Raw genomic sequence first — 22,139 nt, 5'->3', positions numbered from 1 at the left:
ACGGTTTCGGTTTATAGCACTATTTTACTGCTTGGAACAAAATATTATCCCATGCATCGTCAAACTTGATATCCTTGAATCCGATTTCACCCATTATTTTGCTATAGGTGTTGTGATGCTTGAACTCCATCTGGACGAAATCAGTACCGACCGAACTCAAGTAGTGAGTTAGATAATCGTAATTAGGGCTATGGTCGTCGCTGATATTCATATCAAGCAGCAATAAACGCCCGTCCGGTTCTAGCGTATCATAGGCTTTCTGGCACAGCATCCGGCTGAATTGTTCGCCAAAAGGATAGAGAATCCGGCTTATCAATACTGCGTCGCACTTGGGAAGTGGTTCGCGGTACATATCAATTGCTACCGGAGTAATTCGGTCGGAGAATCCCTTATCAGCTACATTTTCTTTGACCAGATCAATTGCGCTAGGCAGGTTGATGAGAGTCACAGTGAGGTCTGGATTCGCTCGGCAAAGCGCAATAGCAATATCACCGATACCGCCGCCCATATCTACCAGATGCTTTACCCCTTTAAGATTGCCTCGTTCCACCAACAGCTTGGTTGGATAAAAGGTATTGCTGCGATGCAGGGTTTCGTAGAAATCGCTGTCTTCTCTGGTGCGAGGCGGATATGGTGTGAAGCTGGTGAAATTCCGCTCTCCCCGTACTACATCTGCCATACGCAGATAATACGGTTCAATCATTTTGCCTAGATAATCCATAAATGGCACAAAGGTCAAATTTCGGTGTTGTTCTGGGGCAGTGAAGAACTGTACTGAGAAAGGAGTTAACCCCCATTTTCCATCTTTTTGTTCAACTAACCCGATTTGATCCAAAGACATTAGAAATTTGTTCAAGCGAAGTGGCACTGACTTTGTAGCTTTTGCCAAGTCTTCAATAGACAAAGGCTCACTCGCTAGTGCCTCAAATAGATTGAGATCCAAAGCGCCTTTGAGACAAAAAAAGTCTACAGTGCTTTTGAAAACCATATCATAAACTTTTTGGTTAGCATCAAAAAGAGATGAGTCATCCATATCAGTTAAGCTCCTCCTTACCCGAATGCGCCAGAATAAAAGCATTTTCAGGTGGTGTTAAAGACGGTAATATTTCCTTTGTTATGTTCTCATATGGCAATATCTTATCATTCCAAAACCTTATTAAGTGTAGCTTATACAACACTCAGTCTGCACTACCATGTTCAACCTTACTACTTATCAGAATAAAATCGAATACAAGTAGCATTGTAGATATGGGCGAGGCTATTTTGCGTCAGGCTGTATAATGGTATTCTAATAATTAATTGTCAGGGGTGAAATATCATGAGTCTGGATAAATTTGATGAAAACGCTCCCAGCGAATGGCATCCTTTACCTGATGAGCTAGTGATTGAAGCCGAATCGGTTACGAGCTTTCGCTCACGTCGGGTAGTGAGAATCGGCAGACGGATTCTGGGCGCTGTATTCAGAATTGTGTTAGCCGGGATGGTGGCTTATATCCTGCTGATCTTGCCAGACTCAATTTCGTTACCCTTCTATAGTTGGAAAAACCCCTTGGTTGTTTTCGTTACCATTGTTTTTATTGGAAAGACGCTGCTGGATACCTTTTACTACGACCATTATCAATCTTAGCTGGTTTTGCCCGAAAGTTTGGGATGTGCTATTCTATCGTTTAAGTTCAAGAGAGTGCAGTAGATTGTATTGACAGAAATTACAGCAATGAAACGTCGGGATATGACAAGGCAGTTTGCCTCTTTCTGGGGTGGGACGCTTGGGTTTGTGACAGGGGCGGCTTTGGCAGCCCTGCTTTTTCGGCGTTTAGGATTATGGCCCCATAGCGATGTAAGAATCCGGTCAGTAAAATGAGAGAAAAACGGTTATTTAAGGCTTATTTACGCGGTTTCCTGGCGGGCTTACCATTGGGCGTAGTCTACCTTTGCTATGTTTACTGGCGCGCCGGGCTTTTCCCGGCTAACCGGTCGCAACTAAAATTTTACAAGCGGGTTCGAGGGCTTGAGGGTTAAACCGCACCCGCACTTTTGGAGGAGAACTGGTTAATGTTTAAGGTATTGGTAAGCGACCCTATCGCCAAAGAGGGTATTGCCCGACTTCAGACAGAAGCGGGTAATATTCAGGTGGATGTAAAAACCGGATTACCCAAGGAAGAACTACTGAAAATAATCTCACAATATGACGGTTTGATTGTGAGAAGCGAAACCAAAGTGACCGCCGAGGTTTTAAAAGCTGCTACTCGTTTGAAAGTGGTTGCCCGCGCTGGAGTGGGTATTGATAATGTAGATGTAGAAATAGCCACCGAACGGGGTGTGATTGTGGTCAACACCCCGGGGGGTAATACTATCGCAGCGGCTGAATTGGCTTTCACCCTGATGCTAGCAATTTCCCGCAAACTGGCGTTGGCAAATAATACCCTTAAGGGTGGGAAATGGGAACGCAAACAATTTGTTGGTGTGGAACTGATGGGGAAAACCCTCGGTATTGTAGGGCTAGGGCGCATCGGTACGGAAATTGCGCGTCGCGCCATCGCTTTTGGTATGAAGCCGCTCAGTTTTGACCCCTTTGTTTTACCTGCTTATGCCGAAAAAATCGGTATAGAAATGGTTCCTCTGGAAGAAATATATAGTCGCGCCGATTTTATAACAGTCCATACTCCCTTAACTCCAGAAACTCACCATATGGTCGGTAAGGAAGCATTCGCAAAGATGAAAGACGGTGTGCGCATCATTAATGCGGCACGCGGCGGCATCATTGATGAAGATGCTTTGTATGATGCTTTGAACAGTGGCAAAGTAGCGGCGGCAGGTCTGGATGTGTTCGAGCAAGAGCCTCCCCCATCGGACTATAAGTTGTCACGTCTCGATAATGTGATAGTCACGCCACATCTAGGCGCAAGCAGCGAAGAAGCCCAAGTCAAGGTAGCAGTAGATGCGGCAGAGTCGGTGATAGCGGCTCTTAATGGAGAGTTGGTTCCCAATGCGGTAAATTTACCCGGAATGAGTAAGGAAACCCTTTTGGAATTGCGCCCTTATATGCTTCTAGCCGAGAAACTGGGCAGACTTGCTACCGCTCTTTCAGATGGAATATTGCGCAAACTAGAAATTACGGTGCATGGGGAGAAAAGCCCGAATAATGCCCACTTGCTTACCGCAGCTACTTTAATGGGCTTGTTAAAAGATGAAAAAAGCGATGAGCCTCTCAATCTAGTAAATGCCGGCTATGTAGCAGAACGGCGAGGGTTGGAGATTATTGACAGTTGTACCGAGCTTGAAGGGCAGTATAGCGGGCGAACTATTAGCCTTAAAGTGCAAAGTGATGGTAACGGTATCGCCAACAATTTTGAGGGGTCAGTGATAAACGGAGAACCGCGCATTGTGCGTATAAACGGCTTTCCATTAGAAGTTGCGCCACTGGGCTATTTGTTGGTGAGTCGTCACAACGACCGTCCCGGTATAATCGGCAAAGTTGGCACAATGCTAGGAGAGCACGATATAAATATCGCCTCTATGGATGTAGGACGGCGCTCTCGTTCTGGTGAAGCTGTCATGATTTTGAGTATCGACGATCAAGTTCCGGCGACTGTAGTTGAATCGCTCAGCAAAGTGGATGGTATGCAAAACCTGCGCTTTGTAAATTTGGGATAAAAGTAAACAAAGAAGCCCTCCTTTTAGGGGAGGGCTTTTTTGTTGAAACAAATAAGTGCTAGGCAGTGTCAAATAATGCAGTTAAGGAAAAACTGATTTTGAACTGAAAGGCAGGTAGTATGCACAGGGTAGTAGTTCCGATATTATTGCTCTTTCTGTTAGCCGAAATCTCCGGCGCAGTTGCAATTGTGATGACTGCACCGGGCGGATTCAAAGGGCTAGTCACCCTCGATATTGGTGACGAAAGACGAGTGATTTTACCTGATGAAACCTTTAACATTAACCCCGGCGCTACGCTGGACATTCAGAGTGGCAATGGCACTGTTCAGGTAACCGGGGATTCTACTGCTACTCAGGTAACAGTACATGCGACAAAAGTTACCCGTAGCTTGGGTGAAGATGCGTTTGACCGCATCTCTTATAGCGCCAAGATTGAGGGTAATAATCTGGTTATTCGGGCTAATCCTGGTTCTACCTTTACTTTTGGAATCAGTTTCGGTGAAAGCCGAGTGGATTTAGCTATAACGGCGCCTTCTAATCTACTAAATCGAATAAAAACAAATAATGGTGCGATACTAGTGACTAATTTCAATACAGCGACTGGAAATCAGTCTCTGGGAACTGATAATGGGCGCATTACTGTCAAGAATTTAGTAGCACAAAGGCTAGAGCTTACCAGCAGTAATGGTTCTATAAATCTGGATGGGGTAACTGCTACTCTTTCGGCTCAAACCAATAATGGCAGGATAGAGGCAATCAACAGTACTTTAGGTATCGAACAGGTTAATAGTGATAATGGCTCTATAAGTCTTTCCGGTGCTTTAAGTCAGGTCAATAGTGGTAGCGTGCAAAGTAGCAATGGTTCGGTTCGATTTAGCTTCAAAGGCACGTCCGATAAAGCCAGCTATGAAATCCGTACCGATAATGGCAGCATTAACTTTAATATACCGGGCTTATCTGTGCGTCGCGAGAACAATAACAAAACGCTTTTTTCAAATAACAATGCACCAAACATCAAGATTAAAACTAACAATGGCAGTGTTACTGTCGAGTAACAGGGACAGAGGTTACAGACCATGAACCCGAAATTGACAATCAAATGGCTAGTGGTTGCACTGGCACTGGAAGTGGGAATTGCAGCAATTCTGTTAATACTAACCGGGCACTGGTTAACTCTGTTGAATTTCATGGCTAATATCGCAATTCTGGGAGGATTGGGATATTGGGGCATAAAATCAGGCATTTTCAATTCAAATAATTATAATAGGACGTACCAACGTCCTTATAGGCAAAGAGGTGTACAAGGAAATACAATGCAAGTCACAATACCGGGAGTTAAATTTAATTGGGGTGGTTTGGAACAAACCGAGCCGGTGAATTTAGCATTTGAAATAAACAGTCAATTAAATAGTATCCAGTTAGATGTGCAAGTTGGAAATGTAAAGGTTATCGGCAAGCCCGGTTTGGAAAAAATAACCGTTAGTGGCTATAAACGAGTGTGGGTTAAAGACCCGTTGCAAGGGCGTAGCGAATTTGAAAATATGCAAGTTACCGGAATACAAGAAGGCGGCGTTTTGCGAATATACGCCGGAACCAGAGAAAAAATTAATTTCGCGTTGGGTCAAGTAAGCAGGGTTGATTTGGAAATAAATGTCCCAGAGAATATACCGGGTGTTTATAATGTACAAAGCGGCGAACTGAGCTTAAAAAACATCCAAGCTGAATTAGCGGCTCGTTCAAATCTTGGGAATATTTTTTTAGAGAATTTCAGTTCGGGCAAGAATCTAAATTTGACTAGCCAAAGTGGGAGTATCACGCTACAGCAAATAGCGGCAGGTCAGGTACGCGCTACAACTAATCTTGGCAAAGTTGAGTTGACTGGCGGCGGCGCAGAGATGTTTTACCTTGAATCGAGTGCAGGAAATGTCAGGGCGCGTGGTGTGAATTGTGGGATTTATAAAGCTCGAACCAATGCTGGCAGCGTAGAAGTGTACGACCTCAACTCCGATGGAGTAATTGAGCTACGTACTAATGTAGGGCGCGTTTACGCTAATAATGTTACTGCCCCCGGTTTCCAACTAACTACTGATGCGGGTTCGGTTTTTTATCAGGGCAGTACACCCTCGATTAATAGTGAAGCACATAGTAACCTTGGTAGCGTGCAATTGCGGCTTGCGCCCGGTTCATCCTTTGCGTTAGAAGCAAGTAGCAGTGTAGGCACTGTTTCGGTAGGCTTACCGATTGGCACTGTTTATATGCAGACTAAAAATAGTTTCAGAGGATTAATTGGCGCAGGCGGGGCAATGATACAAGCAGGTAGCAACCTCGGAAGCGTACAAGTTAGCAATTAGCTTCTCAAGAAAAGCCCTTGTCTAATTGAAGGACAAGGGCTTTTTTTAATTATTATTCCAGATATTCGCCAGTACCCGTTTGACCTCTTCAAAATCGAGCGGTTTATTCAAGAATCCGGCTATACCCATATCTTTAATCTTTGACCAATCCATTGGGGAAAGGTTATCGGAAGACATCAATACAACAGGCGGCTTTATCAGTTGTCCGGGTCGAATATTTAGGTAAGTTCTCAATCGATCAAGTATTTTGTGAGCATCGCGACTGGTCGACTTCCATTCGAGCAATATTAGATCAGGACGCTGTTTTGCTATGCTTTCCACTGCTTCCACCCCGTTGCGGGCAATGTTAACGCGCCAACCCGCCTCGTTTAATGATACTTTTAGAAGTGAAAGCACATCTCGATTATCGCCGATAAGCAATATCGATGAGCGCTTCAATTCGAAATCTAAGGCTATCGAAGGTGGAAGTTTATAGGGAGTAGGATCCTCTCCGAATTCGGCTAAAGGGGTTTCCATTTCTCGAAAAGGGAGACTGAAAAATATGGAGAAATTTTTATCGGTGCCACTAATCCAAATTTTGCCCCCATGCTCTTCGATTGCATCTCGAATGCTGGCAAAATTACCAATGTGTTTATTGGTGGGTCGGTAAAAATGGAAAGAATCGTGGAGGTTTCTTTGTTGCTCATTAGAAAGCTTGAAAGTGGTGTTGCAAATATCTACCACCAGTCCTTCATCAACAAGCGACAGATTTAAGGCTAATTCACATTTTCCGGGTGAGTAGGATGCACTTATTTCAATTAACCGGAGCAAAGCGCTTTCAAGATGAACTCGATCACCTCTTATTACTGCTCCGTTCAAGCCCTTAACTTTGATGCGGCAAAGTGGGTTTATTACCGTTGCTTGCTTGGAAACATCGCGCAACATCTCTCCCAGATCTAACAGACCAACTTTAAGTCTCATCTGGTTATCCCAACTTGTGGCTAAATCTATTTATATAGTAATTTGAAACATTTCACCCAAACAGAATTGGAATAATTTGATACGATTTTACCTTATTAAAAATAAATATTCAAGACTTTTCTTAACAAATTCTTTGCAATTCTTATATTATAATGATTTTTTCCAAATCACTCCAAAAGCCGGGGTAGGATACATCTGCACAGCGATAATCAGCTATTTCTAGCTCCTCACCTTCAGGGAGTAATAGCCCGGCAATTGCCAGCGACATTGCCATTCGGTGGTCTCCATGACTCTGCACAGTTGCGCCTCGCAATTTTGCGCCTGCTTGAATCGTCATACCATCCGGATGAGCTTCAAGGATTGCTCCTAACTGTCCTAACTCGCTGCAAATAGTAGCAATTCGGTCGGTCTCTTTTACTCTAAGCTCTGCGGCATCACTGATACAGGTATTGCTACGCGCTAGAATCGCAGCGACTGCCAGAGCAGGAATCTCGTCAACCAAGCGGGGAATCAGGTTGCCGCTTACACTTGTACCCCGCAATTCAGCCGATACAACTCGAATGTCGGCTACCGGTTCGCCGGCAACTTCTCGCTCATTAATCAGGGTGATATTTGCGCCCATCTCACCTAATACATCAATTATACCGGTACGAGTGGGATTGACCCCAACATTTTTTAGAGTCAGGTCGGCATCGGGGTGAACACTTGCCGCTACTAACCAGAAAGCTGCACTGCTGATGTCGCCGGGAACGCTTACATTTTGCGCGATTAATTCGGTAGCAGGCCCTTTCATCACCAATTCTTCTGCGCTTACCAGCAAAGGCGCACCCATTGCTTTGAGCATGCGCTCGGTATGATCCCGGCTGTCAATTAAACCGCTAAGATGGGTTTCTCCCTCGGCATATAACGCCGCCAGCAGAATCGCGCTTTTAAGTTGCGCGCTGGCTACCGGCAAACTATAATTTATACCCTTAAGCGTTGTTCCCTTGATACTGAGCGGCGCAAGGGTATCACCTTTGCGTCCCCAGATTTGCGCTCCCATCTGTCGCATTGGGTTTATCACTCGCCCCATTGGGCGGCTACGTAATGAGCTATCTCCGGTTATCACGCTGTAGAAGTTTTGTCCTGACAGTAAACCGGTGAGCAGGCGCGTAGTTGTACCACTATTTCCGGCGTTCAGCACTTCGGCGCTTTCGGTTAAGCCTCTGATGCTTTTGCCCTTGACTCGGACGGTGCGGGCTGTATCATCTAGCTCTATTTCAACTCCCATCGCGCGCATACATTCGATGCTGCTTAGGCAATCCTCACCGGGCAGGAAGTTGGTGATAAAAGCTTCGCCACTTGCTATAGCATTAAAAATAACCGAACGGTGGCTGATGGATTTATCCCCCGGTACGGTTAGTTCGCCTCGTAATTGGGCAGCCCCTCTTAATTTTATTCTATGTTGATCAATTGCTTCCAGTACCGCTTGATTCCGGCTCATTGGTTCTCCTCAATTAATATATCGCGCAATAGGTTTATGCCCAATTCAATCAGCGCAGGGCTATCGTGTTCAATGCCGAAAATAATACTATCTAAAGGTGATAAGTGTCGATAAAATTCACGACGCTTTTGCCACCCTTCCCCTAATGTACCACCGTAATACAGTTCGACTCCCTCCGGTATATCCAGCGCCGGGTCGCCAATACAGCAATCTCCGAAGTCAATAATGCCACTAACCGTCTTTTTCTTTAGGTCTAACAGAATATGTTCGGGATTAATATCGGCGTGTATCAGCTTTGGCTCAAAGGAAAAACCGGGTTCATATTGCAGGTAACTCTCGAAAAGACCCATCAATTTTTCCCGTTCGCTTTGGCTTAGTAACCCCAAAACCTGATTTTGCACCAAATGATAATAAGCCAAAACATTATCGCGCCAATTATAAGGCTTAGTCGGTTGCGATACCAGCGCCATATCTCTAACGCCCAATTCGCGCGCTCTTTCCACCGGAAAGCGGTGTAGGGCACTTAAAAAATGACCGAGCGACTGTTTCCACCATTCTTCTTTTTCGGTTCCAATCGGGCAATCTTCCAGCGGTATTCCTACCAACTTGCGGTATCCAGCAAAAACAAAAGGAAAAAACCTCCCACCACTCTTTGCTACAAATTCGAAATGCGGTATCGGCAAAGGCAAATGTGGTGCGAGTTCAGGTAATAAGGCTATTTCTTTGCTTAGTTCTAGCTCAACCTCCGGGCGTTTCGGAAAGCGAAAAATATACTGCCCATTTACCTGACAGGCGACGCTATCCCAACCTTCCGCAAGGTAAGCAACTCGCTTTACCTCAAAATCTGGGAAATGTTCTTTGATAGCGGCACGATATTTTCTAAGTCTATAATCCGACATTTATTTAACGCTACACGCTTCTAATCTTCCCAACCCAACCACCGGGTTTTATTTTCGAATTGATTAGAGGTGCGCTCGGTATTTGGCATAGCCGGATAGCCTAAATAAACAAAAGCTACAATGTGTTCTTCCGGTTCTAGACCTAGAAAAGCCTTAATTGCCGGATCGTATGCCGGGTCACCCGTTCGCCAGATAGCGCCAAGCCCGATTTCTTGCGCTGCCAGTAGCATATTTTGAACGGCTGCTGCTACAGCTTCCACGTTTTCAATATCAACAACTTTAGGGGAAGAAGGCTTTAGCGAAGCTGCGATAATCACCACTGGGGCGCGCAATAGTTTGTGGCATTCTTTTTCAATCAATGCTTGCGCTTTATCGTCTGTCGTATTTCCCAGCTTTGCCTTAAGCGATTCGCCCATGATTTTGCTCAATTCTGCCCGCGTCTCACCTGCAACTACAAAATAACGCCACGGTTCAACCATATGGTGGTTTGGCGCTTGGCAAGCCGCGTCCAACAAGATTTCTATTTGTGCGCGGGTAGGCTTTTTCTCAGTGACCTTGCCGACGCTTTTCCTTGATTTGATAGCTTCCAGTACGTTCATCTCTAACCTCTCTATATTTTACATCAGAGCTTTAGGATTTCATGCTGTTATATTATAAATCAGGTGGGGATTTCTCGCTTTTCCAATTATGAACATTAAAAGGAGTAGAGAGGTTTAATAATGAGAATTAGCCAATAAAAAATCGCCTGCCCCGTTATAGCTAACCGGATGCAAGGCGATAAACAGATGCCAGAGGTATTAGGTATTTGAAGAACCTCTATCGTTGTTATTCTCGCGCTGTTTGCGAAGCTGTCGCTCCAATTCCTGTATTAGGATGTCGGCGCTAGGTAACTCCCCTTCTTCTTCGTGGCTGCCATCGCCCCAACCTTCATCACCCTCGTCATCATCCCCCGATATGTCTTTAAAGCCCCTATCGTAATTTTCTTCCAATGCTTGTACAAAGGTAGCGATGTCTGCTTGCCGGGCTACTGCTTCGGCGACTTGCGCTTCAAAACGCAGGGAAAGCGTACTCAACTCGCTCAAATCCATGCTAAAGTTATAAATACGATTTAATGCACCCAACAACCGCTCGGCTACTTTCCAGTTAGGGCTGACCGATAGGTAACTCGGCGATACGCCCCAGATAGAAGAATATGGAATATTTTCAGCTTGAAAGCGTGTGAGTAGCGTGCCTACCATTCCGGTGGGACCTTCATAGCGAGAGCGGGTCACACCTAATTGCTCAAGTAAAACTTGGCGTTCTGGAATGGTACTCCAACCACTGAGTGGAACAGGGCGGGTATGCGGTACTGTCGCAACCATTGCGCCAAGCAATATCACCTCAGTGACGTTACAGCGTTTGCATATCTCAATAAACGTATCGGTGAAAGTTCGCCATTTTAGATCGGGTTCTATTCCTGTCACAGTAACGAGGGAACGATTTATGCCCGGTACGTATTTAGCAGCCGAAAATTCGATAGTGGGCCAGGTTAGCTCGCGCAAGCCTTCCTTGGTAATGCTAATTTCAGGGCGGGTATCGGAAAACATGTAAAATTCTTCGGGATCAATTGAAGCAAAAGCTTCCACCTGAGATTTTTCTGAAAGTAGCCGAATTGTAGTTGTTGCGCCTGCAGCAGCATCATTCCAGCCAGAGAATGCGCCAACAAGCAGAGTATTCTCAAGCTCTGGCCAATTCTCGCTGATAGTCTGGATAAAACCCATAAAGTTTTGCCCCCAAAAATAAAATTGCGGGCCTTATTGCAGGCCCGCCTCAGCTGCTCGGCGCAGACCTGATTCTATCTAGCCGGACTGCTTGGTCCGCCTAAAAGTCCAGCGAATCCCAGAACAGTTCCAAAAAAAATCCCGGCTAAACCAACAGGTCCTAGATTGCGGAAACCTTCCGATGCCAGAACACCTATGGCTAAAATTATTAGCATCCAACCAAATGCGCCCGGCCACCAGCGCCCTTTTTTAATAATAAGATAAGGAACAACCGCCAGTATTATTGCGGGTATCATAGCCAACCAGCCAATGCCCATATTTGCCCTCCTGCAAAATATTTGCTAGACCACTATTCCAGCCCGTACTATTTGCTTGCCAGCTTAACGGGCTAGTATTATTTTTTTTATTTGCCGGTACAGTTAATATGACAGTGGCAAGTGATACATTACTTATTATAGAGCATAGCTAAGCCTATGTAAATTCCTTTTGCGTGAATTTTAAGAGAGCAAGGCTCATCCTGCTAATGCTACACCGATAAGTTTGCCAACACCAAACGTTACACCTGCTGCCAGTAAACCGAATAGCACTTGCCGGAAGCCGGAATACAGGGTGTTGCGTCCGGTTAGCAGTGTTATACCTGCCCCTATCAAGAATAGCGCAACTGCGCTCAACGCCCCACTTATTGCTGCGCCCATTAGTCCCGAAACAAAGAAATAGGGTAATACCGGAATTATTGCGCCAAGCGCGAATAATAAAAATGAAGTTCCAGCCGCAACCCAAGCCGAACCGCCTAATTCGTCAGGGTCTATACCCAGTTCTTCGCGAGAGAGTGTATCCAGCGCGGTACTATTATCGCCAATCAATTTTTGAGCTAGCGCCTGCGCTTCTTCTTTTGGCAATCCTTTAGCTTGATAGATTAATGCTAGTTCTTCGGTTTCCACTTCAGGGGCTTCCGTCAACTCTTGTTTTTCAATACTAATCTGTCGCTCGTACAGTTCGCGAGCGCTTTGCACGGATAGCCATTCCCCTAACGCCATTGAGCATGCTCCTGCCAGTAACCCGGCAATTCCGGTAATGAGAATGGTATGCCCTGCCAAATCCGCGCCAGCCACACCCATAACAAGGCTCAAATTGGATACCAGCCCGTCATTGGAGCCTAACACCGCGGCTCTTAGAGCGTTACCGCCTGAGCCACGATGCCGTCCTTCCAGTTGGGCTACTTGGCTGCCCACCATTCCTTCGGGAGATGCTCCGGTGATAGTACGTAATAACAGCGCATGTGTCTGCTCGTCGCGGGGGAGATTGGCGGCTTGTGCTTCAGGCTGTTTATCATATGCGTGGCTATCAACCTGCTCACGATTAGCGATGGTTGGAAGAACAAATTGAGTGCCGAATTTCTGTGCCAGCCAGATAAGCGCTCGCGCTCGCCAACCCGGGTTATGTGCGGGAAACACCGGATTGAATTCTTTAAGTTTGCTCTCCCACAACTTGGCATGAACTTCTTCTACGTCAGCCATACGTTTGTATACTTCTTTTAGCTGCGGTTGTTTTTCGATGTCGGAGAGGGCGCGATATAACGTCACATTATCCATCTCTGACTGCCAGTTTTCACGATATTGTTTTACGCGAATATTTGTTGCCATTGATCTAGCTTTCTATTTGTTTTAGTATCGTCATAATATTATATCCTTAATTGCCCTTGTTAGTTTTGCTACAAAGCAATTTGAAATTTGCTAAATAAAAAAGAACCGACCCTTTCGAGGTCGGTTCCTCTATATATCACCTATACAGTAAAGGTGAAAGTGTAAGGTGTTCTAATTGATACACCGTCATTTTGAACCGTCAAAGAAACCACATTGTTCACTGTGACAGTATAAGTACCCGCTGCAAGTGGCGTTGTGGGTGTGAAAACCAGCTTATTGTTTGCGCTATCGTGGGTAATCGTTCCCGCAACAGCCCCACCGGAGCCTGTAACTGAAATTGCATTGGAGAAATCAGTTCCGGTAGGTTTTACATCCCAATTGAAAGTAACCCCAATTGCGGTTGTAGAAGCGGTTGTGCCGGTTACCAACGCATCGCGCCAGTTCTGTACCGCTTTATGATTGTCATCAGGGTTTGTATCACTGGTATCATCCACTAACTGAGTTAGATTGGTCGGACTGACCGCTTGAACGTGTAGCCCGCCATCCCGGTTGGTAAAACCAACAATTGTACCCCACTCTTCTACAAAGTTGTAGTTTCCGCGAGTGTACTTGTAATTAATCGCCGTGCCTTCGGGGATACCCAGCGTTATCTGCCAGATATGCGAACCGGGCGCAGTTTCGGTCATTACTGTTGATGAGTTGCCACCGCAATAGCCACACAATGGGTCGGGAGATACTCCCCCTGCCTGACCTGTTATATAAATCTGATCACTAGACGGGGTGAAGGCGGGAACTTTTACCCGGAAAGTGACTTGGACTATCTTTGGCGTAACGATGTGCGACACTTCGTTAGATGGGGCTGAGGCATTTAAAGAAGTATCAAAAGCTTTAACGGCATAATAGTAGGTTACGCCTGCTGCAACCGAATTATCCTGATAAGATAACGTGCTACCCGAAACTATCGCAAGGGCAGTAGCCGCTTCTGCTCCGGGCGAAGTACCCCGATAGATACGGTATTCTGCCACCGGACTATCTGGGTCGGTTGAGGCTGTCCAACTTACCGTCAGGCTTGCAGCGCCGTAATCAATTGAAGCCACTGGAGTGCTAGGGGCTGTTGTATCAGAACTTGGATTCAGGGTAAGTACGCCCGGAGTAGTCGTACCAATCCCATTTTGATCACCATAAACCCATGTTCTACCACCATCGTCCGAGAAACGCACTAGATAATTGTAAATACCAACCTTATCTGCACGAAGCCCGGTCATATACTCATAATTGTTCCCCGCTTTAACGTTGAAACTCATTGGTGCCCAACTCCACGTGGCGGAATTGCTACCGGAAACACCATAACCCAGTTGAGCTTTAACGAGGCTAGGATCAAGGTTTGCGTCAGTCAAACCGTTAATCCATACCTGTCCGTAAACAGTCACGTAATTTGAGGTGATATTTTGAGTGATGGTTTTGGGCCACTGCACCACCGCATAGCCGATTGGGAAAGCGGGAGTAGCATTTGCCTCGTTGGAATTATTGCCTTCGTTGCCGAGGCTATCCACACCACGTATCACATAATAATAGCTTGTACCGTTGGTAACTTTGGTGTCGGTAAAAGAAGTAACGGTGCTATTGCCAATCAGGACGTAGCCGCCCCCATGTACTACGCTGCGATATACATTGTAGCTGGCTGAATCGGCGTTTCCTTTCCAACTCAGGGTTACACTGCTGGTTACTCCGTTAATTGGAGTAGCCGTTAGCTTTGTAGAAGGAGCGGGACCGGTAATATCAGTGCCCGATTTCATTAGGAATATCGCTGCACCTAATGGCGCAAGATTTACACTGAATTTTCCAGCAGTTGTGGTGATGCTTCCACCACCGATACTGTCGGTCAAGTTTACGCCATCGCGTAGGTACGAGCCGGTAGGTACTGTGATAGTTTGGGTGGCAGACTCGTTCCGATTGACGACTATAATCGCAAGGTTGTTACCGTTTCGCATAGCGTAAGCCAACGTTTTGTTGGTATCATCGGTAAGCAGGAAAGTAAGTTTACCATTACGCAATACCGGATTAGACTTGCGAACCTGAATTAAATTCTGATACCAGTCGAACAGGCTATGGTCGCCACAAGCCCCAAAGTAGGGATCTTTCTTACCTTTAGCTGAGGTAGAAGCAGCAGTTGTACAACGAGTATCAACCAGCCCGTTTTCAAGGTCGCTCCAAGGGAAGGTGCGGCGGTCATCCGGATCATCTGCTCCGGTAAGCCCGATTTCATCGCCGTAGTAGATAGTTGGAGTACCGGGTACGGTCATTTGCACCAGCGCCGCAATACGTTGACGTTGCTCGCCCAATGCTAGGTTAGCAGCGTTGAATTCTTTATCCTGGCGATTTTCGTTGCCGGGGGTAAGACTCCAGAGCAATCGCTTGGTATCGTGACTATCGAGCAAGTTCTGGAAGGTGTAATAAGTAGCGTCGGCATAATCCTCACGCATAGAATCCATACGTTTGGCGAAGGTTGAAGGAGGTAAGTTAGGATTACCCTCTTCATCAAACCCCTTGTTATCAACTGCGCCAAGCAGACCTAATACGGCGTTGCGGAACCGATAGCCCATTGCAGTATCAGCTTCATTACCATGCGTTAAGGGTAAATTATCGTACCAGTGCCATGCTTCGGCAATGATAATTTCATCGGGGTCAATGCCTTTGGTAATTGTACGTAATTGTTGCCAGTACGAATCGGGGAATGACGGGTCGGTCATGACATCAAACCGCCAACCGGCTGCCCCTCTTTTCAACCAAATATTTGCAATACTGGTTTTAGAGTCAGAATAGAAGTATTTTGCCACTGGTGCGTAAGGTTTGTTAGGATTGGTTGCATCGCGCTTGACGATTACCGGAATTGAATCGAAGCCTGCCCAACCATCGTATGTAGCCGAATTCTGTCGATTTTGACTATCTACACAAACTCCAGTACCCGGCGTGACATCGTGGAATACAAACCAAGAACGGTATTGTGAATTAACATCCTCGCATGCGCCAACGGTGGAGTAGTGATGGTAGCGGTCAAAGAAGGGGCTATCCGAAGACATGTGGTTGAACACGCCATCCAGTACGATTTGGATGCCACGAGCATCTGCTTCTTTAACTAAATCCTTGAAATCGCTGTTGGTACCGAAATACTGGCTAATTTTGGTATAGTCGCGGGTATCATAGCCATGATTAGAACCTGATTCGAAAATCGGGTTTAGATAGATAATCGTAATACCCAGATTTTTTAGATAATTGAGTTTTTCTATAATACCTTTCAAGTCACCACCGAAATAGTCGCGCCCTTTAGCAGATTCATTACAAGGTGTAGTTAGATTGGTGTAGGCGCGGCAATAACCTTCGGGTAGGTCACTCCAGTTTTTGAGCATTATTTGAGCGTCGTTAGCAGCCTGAATTTGCTGTGGAGTGGCGTTGGCGGGTGCAGGGTAATCATAACGGGGATCGGTGGGTTTAGGGTCGTTGCCATTTTCGCCGTTGCGGAAACGGTCGGGGAAGATTTGATACATGACCCCGTTCTCTACCCAAGGAATAACCTTAAATTTGGGATCAACTATATTAAGGCGGAAGCCGTTATCGCGTTCGTTCGGGGTAGCTTCGCCCAAACCGCCGTAGCGTGGCAAATTATCCGAATAATAAGCGGTGGCAGTGCCATCGGTGATAATAAATCGATAGTACACTGTGCCTAATGCGCTAGGGGTATAGGTATATTCCCAGAAATCACAGGTATCCCCATTACTGGTTAACGCCGGGTCATAGCAATCTACATTGCTGGCGGCTATAGTCATTGGCTCTTTGTCTTCATGCCCAATAGCAGTATCATATAAGCGAATGGTTACATTAGCCGCATCATTGTGGAAAGTGCGGAAACGAAGCGATACCGGAGTGCCGGGGTTTACTGCTCCGCTCGGTGTCCGATAGAGGGTGTCGCGTGAGTTATGGGATAGCCCATCGTATTCGACGTTATTATCAAGTTGGTGACCTGAACTGATTGATAAGATATGGGATTTCGGATCATATTTGAAAGTTACTTTGGCATGGTCAGCCACGACGACAAAGCTAATATTAGCGCCACCGGGTAGACCACCTTGCCCGTAATTTTCGTTCCAGCTTTCGCCGATAGCTACTTTGCCTTGATATGAGCCTTTCAAAAGACTCTTAGTCTCGAAGCTGTAAGTGCCACTACCCGAAGGGTCTTCTAACCATGTGCGTAAGCAAGAAGGATCCCAATTGCCAGAGCAACCCAGTTGTTGCTGGAAATCGCCGGGAACGGTAGCAATTATCGAATTAACATTATCGGTAATCCAGTTGGTTTTGTGATCATAATAGAATTTTACCGAGGTGTTAGCGGTAAGATTGAGGGGAATATTAGCGCCACCCGAGGCAGCATTAAGCCCATAGTTTTCGTTCCAACTATTATTGAGCGCCGCTTTATACTCATAGTTTCCGGTAGGAACTGCCCAGCTTTTCGCCCAAACATCATTATTTGTATTGTAATCCAAATGGGCAGATGCACAGGTAGGATCCCAATTGCCGGGGCAACCTATTGCAGTTTGCAAACTTCCCGCAATAGTAACACTTGTTGGGTTGGGCGTGTTGGCAGCTTGTACAAATGAAATTGCGCCACTGAAAGTAGTTAAAACACTCGAAAGTAGCATACACAGCATTACTAGCGTATGGCTAGCCCGCCGTTTTTGGTTAGTTCTCATCAACCTCTCCTTGTTATAAATCTGCGATTTTGATTTATGCGAGGCTCTCTTCCTTGAGCCTGAGATGAGAAAATAGCCACAACAAACTTATGCCTAAGCAGTTCCTAGCTGGCGTGAGTTAAAAAAGGTTTGAAGTGGACTAAAAAGGTATCAGCGAAAACACGAAACTGGCTTTAATTTAAAACTTTCCTATTCAACACTTCCCGCTCATTTTGAGAGTAATTAGCTCAAACTTAGTGTAGAACTAGAACAAAGTGTAATGATGCTTGATATTTAGCTGGCAACAAACTTACAGATGAGTGAAATGAGAGGGAATGTAAAGAAATCGCAAATAAATATTAACCCGATTTTAACCATTTGTCAACAAGTACAATGACACTTTGTAAAGCTATTGAAAGAAGTCTAAAAGAAACTGGGTATTCTTTGTGCCAATAATGAATCTTAAAAAAGCCCTCCGGTTCAAGCCGGAGGGCTTATAATCAAACTCAACTCATTAATTCGTTTGGAAAGCCCCCGGTGGGCAGGTTGCCAGTCTCAACCCAATTTCTCAACTCTTTCCAGGCAAAACTCATTTGCTCTGGCGTAAAAAAGCAATGTCCGGGACCTGATTCAGGGTCACCGGGTACAGTTGGCTTATCAGGTGCTATCCAGACCACCAGTTTGCTTCCAAATTTCCTTGCCATTTCATCCAGCTTTAGCTCGTGGATGAAAGGAACAGAGGGGTCTTTGAGGTTATGTAGAGCTAGCAATTTAGCTCTGAATTTCCCTGTAGGTGTATACCAGCGTTTAAGGTAAGCAGTAGCAACCCGCTTGCAGGGTAATCGCTGCACACAATCATTCAAGGTTTCTAGCGCTTTTATATCTTCTGACGCGGGTATATATTCTGGCGGATACTTATACACCTTGTTTTCGTTGGAATAGCCGTTAGCGCTGGCAGTCTCAAGATAATCACTCAGACCTACTGTATTGGTGAGTAACACAGTCATATATGATATGGGATCGGGATTAACCCCTGTTATCAATGAAATGCGTTTGATAATGTTTATCATTGTAGAGTTTGCCGGGCTGGTGTTCATATTTATTTCTGCCATAGAGAACAGGGCGCTTACCGAATTGATCACTTCTTGGCGATTGGGCAATGTCACCACAGTCAATACGTCGCCACAACCCGCGAGAGTGATTGGTGCGCCAAGCGGTTTGGTGAAATAATCATAAATTACCCTGAAATCGGACAGATATTTTATCTGTTCGTACCAACCGGACATTACTCCACAATAAGTAAGCGCCCCTGCAAACTCACGCGGGTATTTTTCCAGCAAAGCGATAGTAATGTTACCGCCCATTGAACGACCGGAAAGATAAGCGCGTTCCAACCCCAAGACTTCGGTCAACTTCTTGATATATAAAGTATGTTTGGTGCCTTCTTCTACTGCGTAACCAACTTTTCCAAAAGTAGAGTATCCATAGGCAAAGCCTTGTTCAAAAGCGCTATTTAATACTCCTAAATCAATTTGATCTAGCCCAATTTGCTCTAAGCTAATTGGAGTGCCTGGGTCTATATAGCCATGCACCAATAAAACCAACTCATGATTCCACTTTGGCGGAAACTTCAGTAAAAATCTCGATTTCCCGATTGTACCGGTCAATGTTAGAGAGCCTGCTTCGTCTGTTTCGATTACCGGATCATCTACCAGAATATTGCTCTTCAGATTGCGAAGGCTGCTTTTAACGGGTTGACTGTAATTGAACTTATCTATTGCTTTTAAGAGGTCATCTGGGGTTAAGGTAGTGTAATTATAATTATCTGGATTATCTGGAGCAGTATCTGGTTCAGGTTGCAGTGTAAGGGTAGCCATATGATTATGCCTCCTGTTGAGTAGTTACGGGTATCCTCTGCTCAACATAGGACAAGCCGAGGGAAGAATAGGCAAGTATAATATATTAGCACCTGCCTTTATTTCTTATCATAATAGGTGAATATAAAACAAAGGGTAAATATAAGTAAAAGAACAAATAAAATCAGGCAGAAACGAGTCCCATTTTTACTGCGTAGCGCACTAATCCGGTTATATCGTGGATACTCAATTGCTCCATTAACTGAGTACGGTGTGTTTCTACTGTTTTTACACTGATATTTAGTTTCTCAGCGATTTGCTTTGTAGTACAACCTTCGGCAACTAATTGCAAAGTCTGAAGCTGACGGGGCGTAAGTTTCTCAAATAAACTGCTCTCACAGTTCACTCGACGGATATAGTTGCCTATTACATGTTTGGAAACAGCCGGGCTTAAATAGGATTGCCCTATCGCTACCGATTTAATTGCCAATTCTAGTTCACTGATACCGGCATCTTTTAGCAGATAACCGTTTGCTCCGGCATCAAGGGCTTCCCAGACATATTCTTCACTTGAATGCATAGACAGTATAATTATTTTTACATTCGAGCGTTGTTTTAACTTTCTAACCAATTCCAGCCCGTTGATTTCAGGCATCGTTATATCGGTTAATAATACATCTGGTTTATGCTTCTCAACAAGATTCAATGCTTCTTTGCCATTAGCAGCCTCAGCCAGAACGGTTACACCGGGGATATTATGTAATAGGGCAATCAAACCGGCTCTTACGAGATTATGGTCTTCAGCTAGAATTATTTTCAGAGTACTCATCGTTATGCTACTCTTCCCATTTTGTGGTAAATCGGCTTGAGATTCTGCAAGGGAAATTCAGCTAGAATACAAGTTCCCTTATTAGGAGTCGATTCTATTTTTAGACTTCCGCCCAATAAGGTAGCGCGTTCCTCCATCCCTAGCACTCCCAAACTCATTCCCTGTTCGGCACGTGAGATAGCTTCTTTAACTTCAAAGCCTTTGCCATTATCTATAATTTTCAGTTCAATTTTCGTGCCATTTAAATGAATTGATACTTTTGAGGTGGTGGCTTCTGCGTGTCTGGCGATATTTGTCAGAGCCTCTTGTACAATACGGAAACAAGTCGTTTCCAATTCCGGTTGCAAGCGGAATTCAAAATGATCTGATTCAAGTTGTGTATTTACACCACTGCGCTGCGCAAAGCGGTTAATATACCAACGTAAAGCCGCTACCAAACCCAAATCATCAAGAATCGAAGGGCGCAAATCCAGCGAAAGGTTTCTTACCTGTTGCAAAGTTTGTTCTATAATGCCGATGTTATCTTCAAAATAGGGTTGAAGGGTTTGATCGGGTGTGTGTTTTTGTGAGATTTGCAGATTAATTTTAAGGGCAGTTAGAGCCTGACCGATTTGGTCGTGCAACTCACGGGCAATATGGCGTCGCTCTAATTCTTGGGTTTCTACTAATTTGTGCGACATACTCTGTAAGCGTTGATGGGTATTCTGTAATTGATCAAAAAGTCGGGCGTGTTGTATGGCTACTGCTAACTGTATACTTACTTCACGGGCTATTTCTTTTTGTTCAACATTGAAGATACCCGGTTCTCGATTTGCTAATAACAAAGAACCCACCACTTTAACTCCAGAGATCAACGGCACATATAGCAATGAACGCAATCCCTGCTCTCGAAGTATTTGAAGAAACTCATTATTTTCCGGATACTGCTCCAAGTCTTCAATCGGGTTATTGTATTCGTATAAAATGTTTTGGTCATAAGGTAAATCGTAAAGCTCAGTCATGCCAGAAATTTTATTGTCACTCGAAGCGAACAATTGTATCTGGGTCGTATCCTGATTGAAAAGAGCTACTCCAGCCCAATCTACGGGTAATAATGTTCGGATTTGGAAAAGGCTTTCACTCAAAATATCTTCAAGTGTATTCACAGAAAGAATCGCTTGATCAATCTCACGTAAAATTTCGAGTCGCCCAGCATATTGGCGCAACGATTCTTCCGCTTTACAGCGTTCTATCGCAATTCCCGCCAAACGAGCGGTAGTTTCTATCAAGTTAATATCCCGAGATTCAGGGCTTTTTGGTGTTTCAAAATATATGGAAAGTATGCCTACTACATTTCCAGCGGAAGAATATATTGGGATACACCAGCATGCACGCAAATTATGGTTGCGCGCTACTTCACAATGATTGCTCCATTGCGCGTTATTAGATATATCCGCTACAAATATGGGTTTTCCAGAGGTACAAACACTCCAGCATAAATTCCCACTCGGATTAATCGGTATCCCATCAATACCTTTCACAAAGCTTGGCAGTAACCCTGAAGAAGCTCCTATACGCAATATATTACGTTCGTGTTCCCACAGCATAATGCAACATGCCGCTTCGCTGGAGTGGTCTCGAATCACCCCAACTACTTTTGCAAGTATGTTGGGTAATTCAACACCGGAGGCTACCATTTCTAGTATCCGGTTTTGCCCTTCTAAAAGATTTTCGGTAAATTTACGCTGATTTATTTCTTTTCTCAGTTGCTTACCGCGTCTAAGGAAATAAATACTTGAGGTAAAACCTAATAATATCAAGACACTCCAGATTTCATCCATATGCCACGCTTTGTAGCGCAACGTGAATTCTATTAGAGTTTCGCAGACATCAAATATTAGAGCCAGTACAAACGCGAAAAATGCTATTGTGAAGAGTATTAAAAGGTCATGAAGCGCACTTTTAGTTAAGAGGACCCTTTTCATAGGGATTCTTTCTGCA

Annotated in this window: 17 protein-coding genes; 5 read left to right on the top strand and 12 right to left on the bottom strand. The window is 44.9% G+C overall.

The features are described from left to right. Positions 1-19: 19 nt before the first annotated feature. A complete protein-coding gene (gene bchU, locus OZ401_RS11555) occupies positions 20-1,033 on the bottom strand; it encodes a bacteriochlorophyllide d C-20 methyltransferase BchU (RefSeq protein ID WP_341468391.1) in 1,014 nt (337 codons plus the stop codon). Between the two features lie 285 nt (positions 1,034-1,318). On the opposite strand from bchU, the gene OZ401_RS11550 reads away from it, so the two are divergent. From OZ401_RS11550 to OZ401_RS11530, 5 genes are all read left to right on the top strand, one after another. Next, entirely contained in the window at positions 1,319-1,627 is a 309-nt protein-coding gene (locus OZ401_RS11550; RefSeq protein WP_341468390.1) for a hypothetical protein, read from the top strand. Positions 1,628-1,696: 69 nt separating this feature from the next. Next, complete coding sequence (locus tag OZ401_RS11545; protein WP_341468389.1) at positions 1,697-1,861, top strand: hypothetical protein; 165 nt, start codon at positions 1,697-1,699, stop codon at positions 1,859-1,861. A 191-nt stretch (positions 1,862-2,052) separates the two neighbouring features. Then, entirely contained in the window at positions 2,053-3,654 is a 1,602-nt protein-coding gene (gene serA / locus OZ401_RS11540) for a phosphoglycerate dehydrogenase (RefSeq protein ID WP_341468388.1), read from the top strand. A gap of 119 nt (positions 3,655-3,773) precedes the next feature. Then, on the top strand, positions 3,774-4,709 hold the full coding sequence (locus OZ401_RS11535) for a DUF4097 family beta strand repeat-containing protein (protein ID WP_341468387.1): 936 nt from the start codon (positions 3,774-3,776) through the stop codon (positions 4,707-4,709). A 21-nt stretch (positions 4,710-4,730) separates the two neighbouring features. Beyond that, positions 4,731-6,005: a DUF4097 family beta strand repeat-containing protein gene (locus OZ401_RS11530; RefSeq protein WP_341468385.1), complete on the top strand. Its 1,275-nt coding sequence runs from the start codon at positions 4,731-4,733 to the stop codon at positions 6,003-6,005. 45 nt (positions 6,006-6,050) lie between these two features. Here OZ401_RS11530 and OZ401_RS11525 read toward each other — a convergent pair whose 3' ends face one another. The 11 genes from OZ401_RS11525 to OZ401_RS11475 all read right to left on the bottom strand — a co-directional run bounded on the left by OZ401_RS11525 (position 6,051) and on the right by OZ401_RS11475 (position 22,123). Then, on the bottom strand, positions 6,051-6,965 hold the full coding sequence (locus OZ401_RS11525; RefSeq protein WP_341468384.1) for an ATP-binding response regulator: 915 nt from the start codon (positions 6,963-6,965) through the stop codon (positions 6,051-6,053). A gap of 142 nt (positions 6,966-7,107) precedes the next feature. After that, entirely contained in the window at positions 7,108-8,448 is a 1,341-nt protein-coding gene (aroA, locus tag OZ401_RS11520) for a 3-phosphoshikimate 1-carboxyvinyltransferase (RefSeq protein WP_341468383.1), read from the bottom strand. Then, complete coding sequence (locus OZ401_RS11515; RefSeq protein WP_341468382.1) at positions 8,445-9,347, bottom strand: phosphotransferase; 903 nt, start codon at positions 9,345-9,347, stop codon at positions 8,445-8,447. The genes aroA and OZ401_RS11515 overlap by 4 nt, the downstream gene beginning before the upstream one ends. 20 nt (positions 9,348-9,367) lie before the next feature. Beyond that, positions 9,368-9,946 (bottom strand): nitroreductase family protein, encoded by a 579-nt coding sequence (locus OZ401_RS11510; RefSeq protein ID WP_341468381.1) that lies wholly within the window; start codon positions 9,944-9,946, stop codon positions 9,368-9,370. Positions 9,947-10,144: 198 nt separating this feature from the next. After that, positions 10,145-11,107, bottom strand: a complete 963-nt coding sequence (locus OZ401_RS11505) for a PAC2 family protein (protein WP_341468380.1) — start codon at positions 11,105-11,107, stop codon at positions 10,145-10,147. Positions 11,108-11,181: 74 nt separating this feature from the next. Next, positions 11,182-11,424, bottom strand: a complete 243-nt coding sequence (locus OZ401_RS11500) for a hypothetical protein (protein WP_341468379.1) — start codon at positions 11,422-11,424, stop codon at positions 11,182-11,184. A 195-nt stretch (positions 11,425-11,619) separates the two neighbouring features. Then, a complete protein-coding gene (locus OZ401_RS11495) occupies positions 11,620-12,750 on the bottom strand; it encodes a VIT1/CCC1 transporter family protein (RefSeq protein ID WP_341468378.1) in 1,131 nt (376 codons plus the stop codon). Positions 12,751-12,890: 140 nt separating this feature from the next. Further along, positions 12,891-17,495 (bottom strand): alpha-amylase family glycosyl hydrolase, encoded by a 4,605-nt coding sequence (locus tag OZ401_RS11490; protein ID WP_341468377.1) that lies wholly within the window; start codon positions 17,493-17,495, stop codon positions 12,891-12,893. Positions 17,496-17,980: 485 nt separating this feature from the next. Continuing rightward, positions 17,981-19,351: an alpha/beta hydrolase family protein gene (locus OZ401_RS11485; RefSeq protein ID WP_341468376.1), complete on the bottom strand. Its 1,371-nt coding sequence runs from the start codon at positions 19,349-19,351 to the stop codon at positions 17,981-17,983. 163 nt (positions 19,352-19,514) lie between these two features. Continuing rightward, positions 19,515-20,159, bottom strand: a complete 645-nt coding sequence (locus OZ401_RS11480; RefSeq protein WP_341468375.1) for a response regulator — start codon at positions 20,157-20,159, stop codon at positions 19,515-19,517. A 2-nt stretch (positions 20,160-20,161) separates the two neighbouring features. Further along, the gene (locus OZ401_RS11475; protein ID WP_341468374.1) at positions 20,162-22,123 is read right to left on the bottom strand and encodes a GAF domain-containing sensor histidine kinase; all 1,962 of its coding nucleotides are present in this window, start codon (positions 22,121-22,123) and stop codon (positions 20,162-20,164) included. Between the last annotated feature and the right edge of the window lie 16 nt (positions 22,124-22,139).

The sequence above is a fragment of the Candidatus Chlorohelix allophototropha genome (genome assembly GCF_030389965.1).
GTDB classification, from domain to species: domain Bacteria; phylum Chloroflexota; class Chloroflexia; order Chloroheliales; family Chloroheliaceae; genus Chlorohelix; species Chlorohelix allophototropha.
The sequence above is the reverse complement of the archived record's forward strand: the minus strand, read 5'-3'. Positions and strand labels throughout refer to the sequence as shown.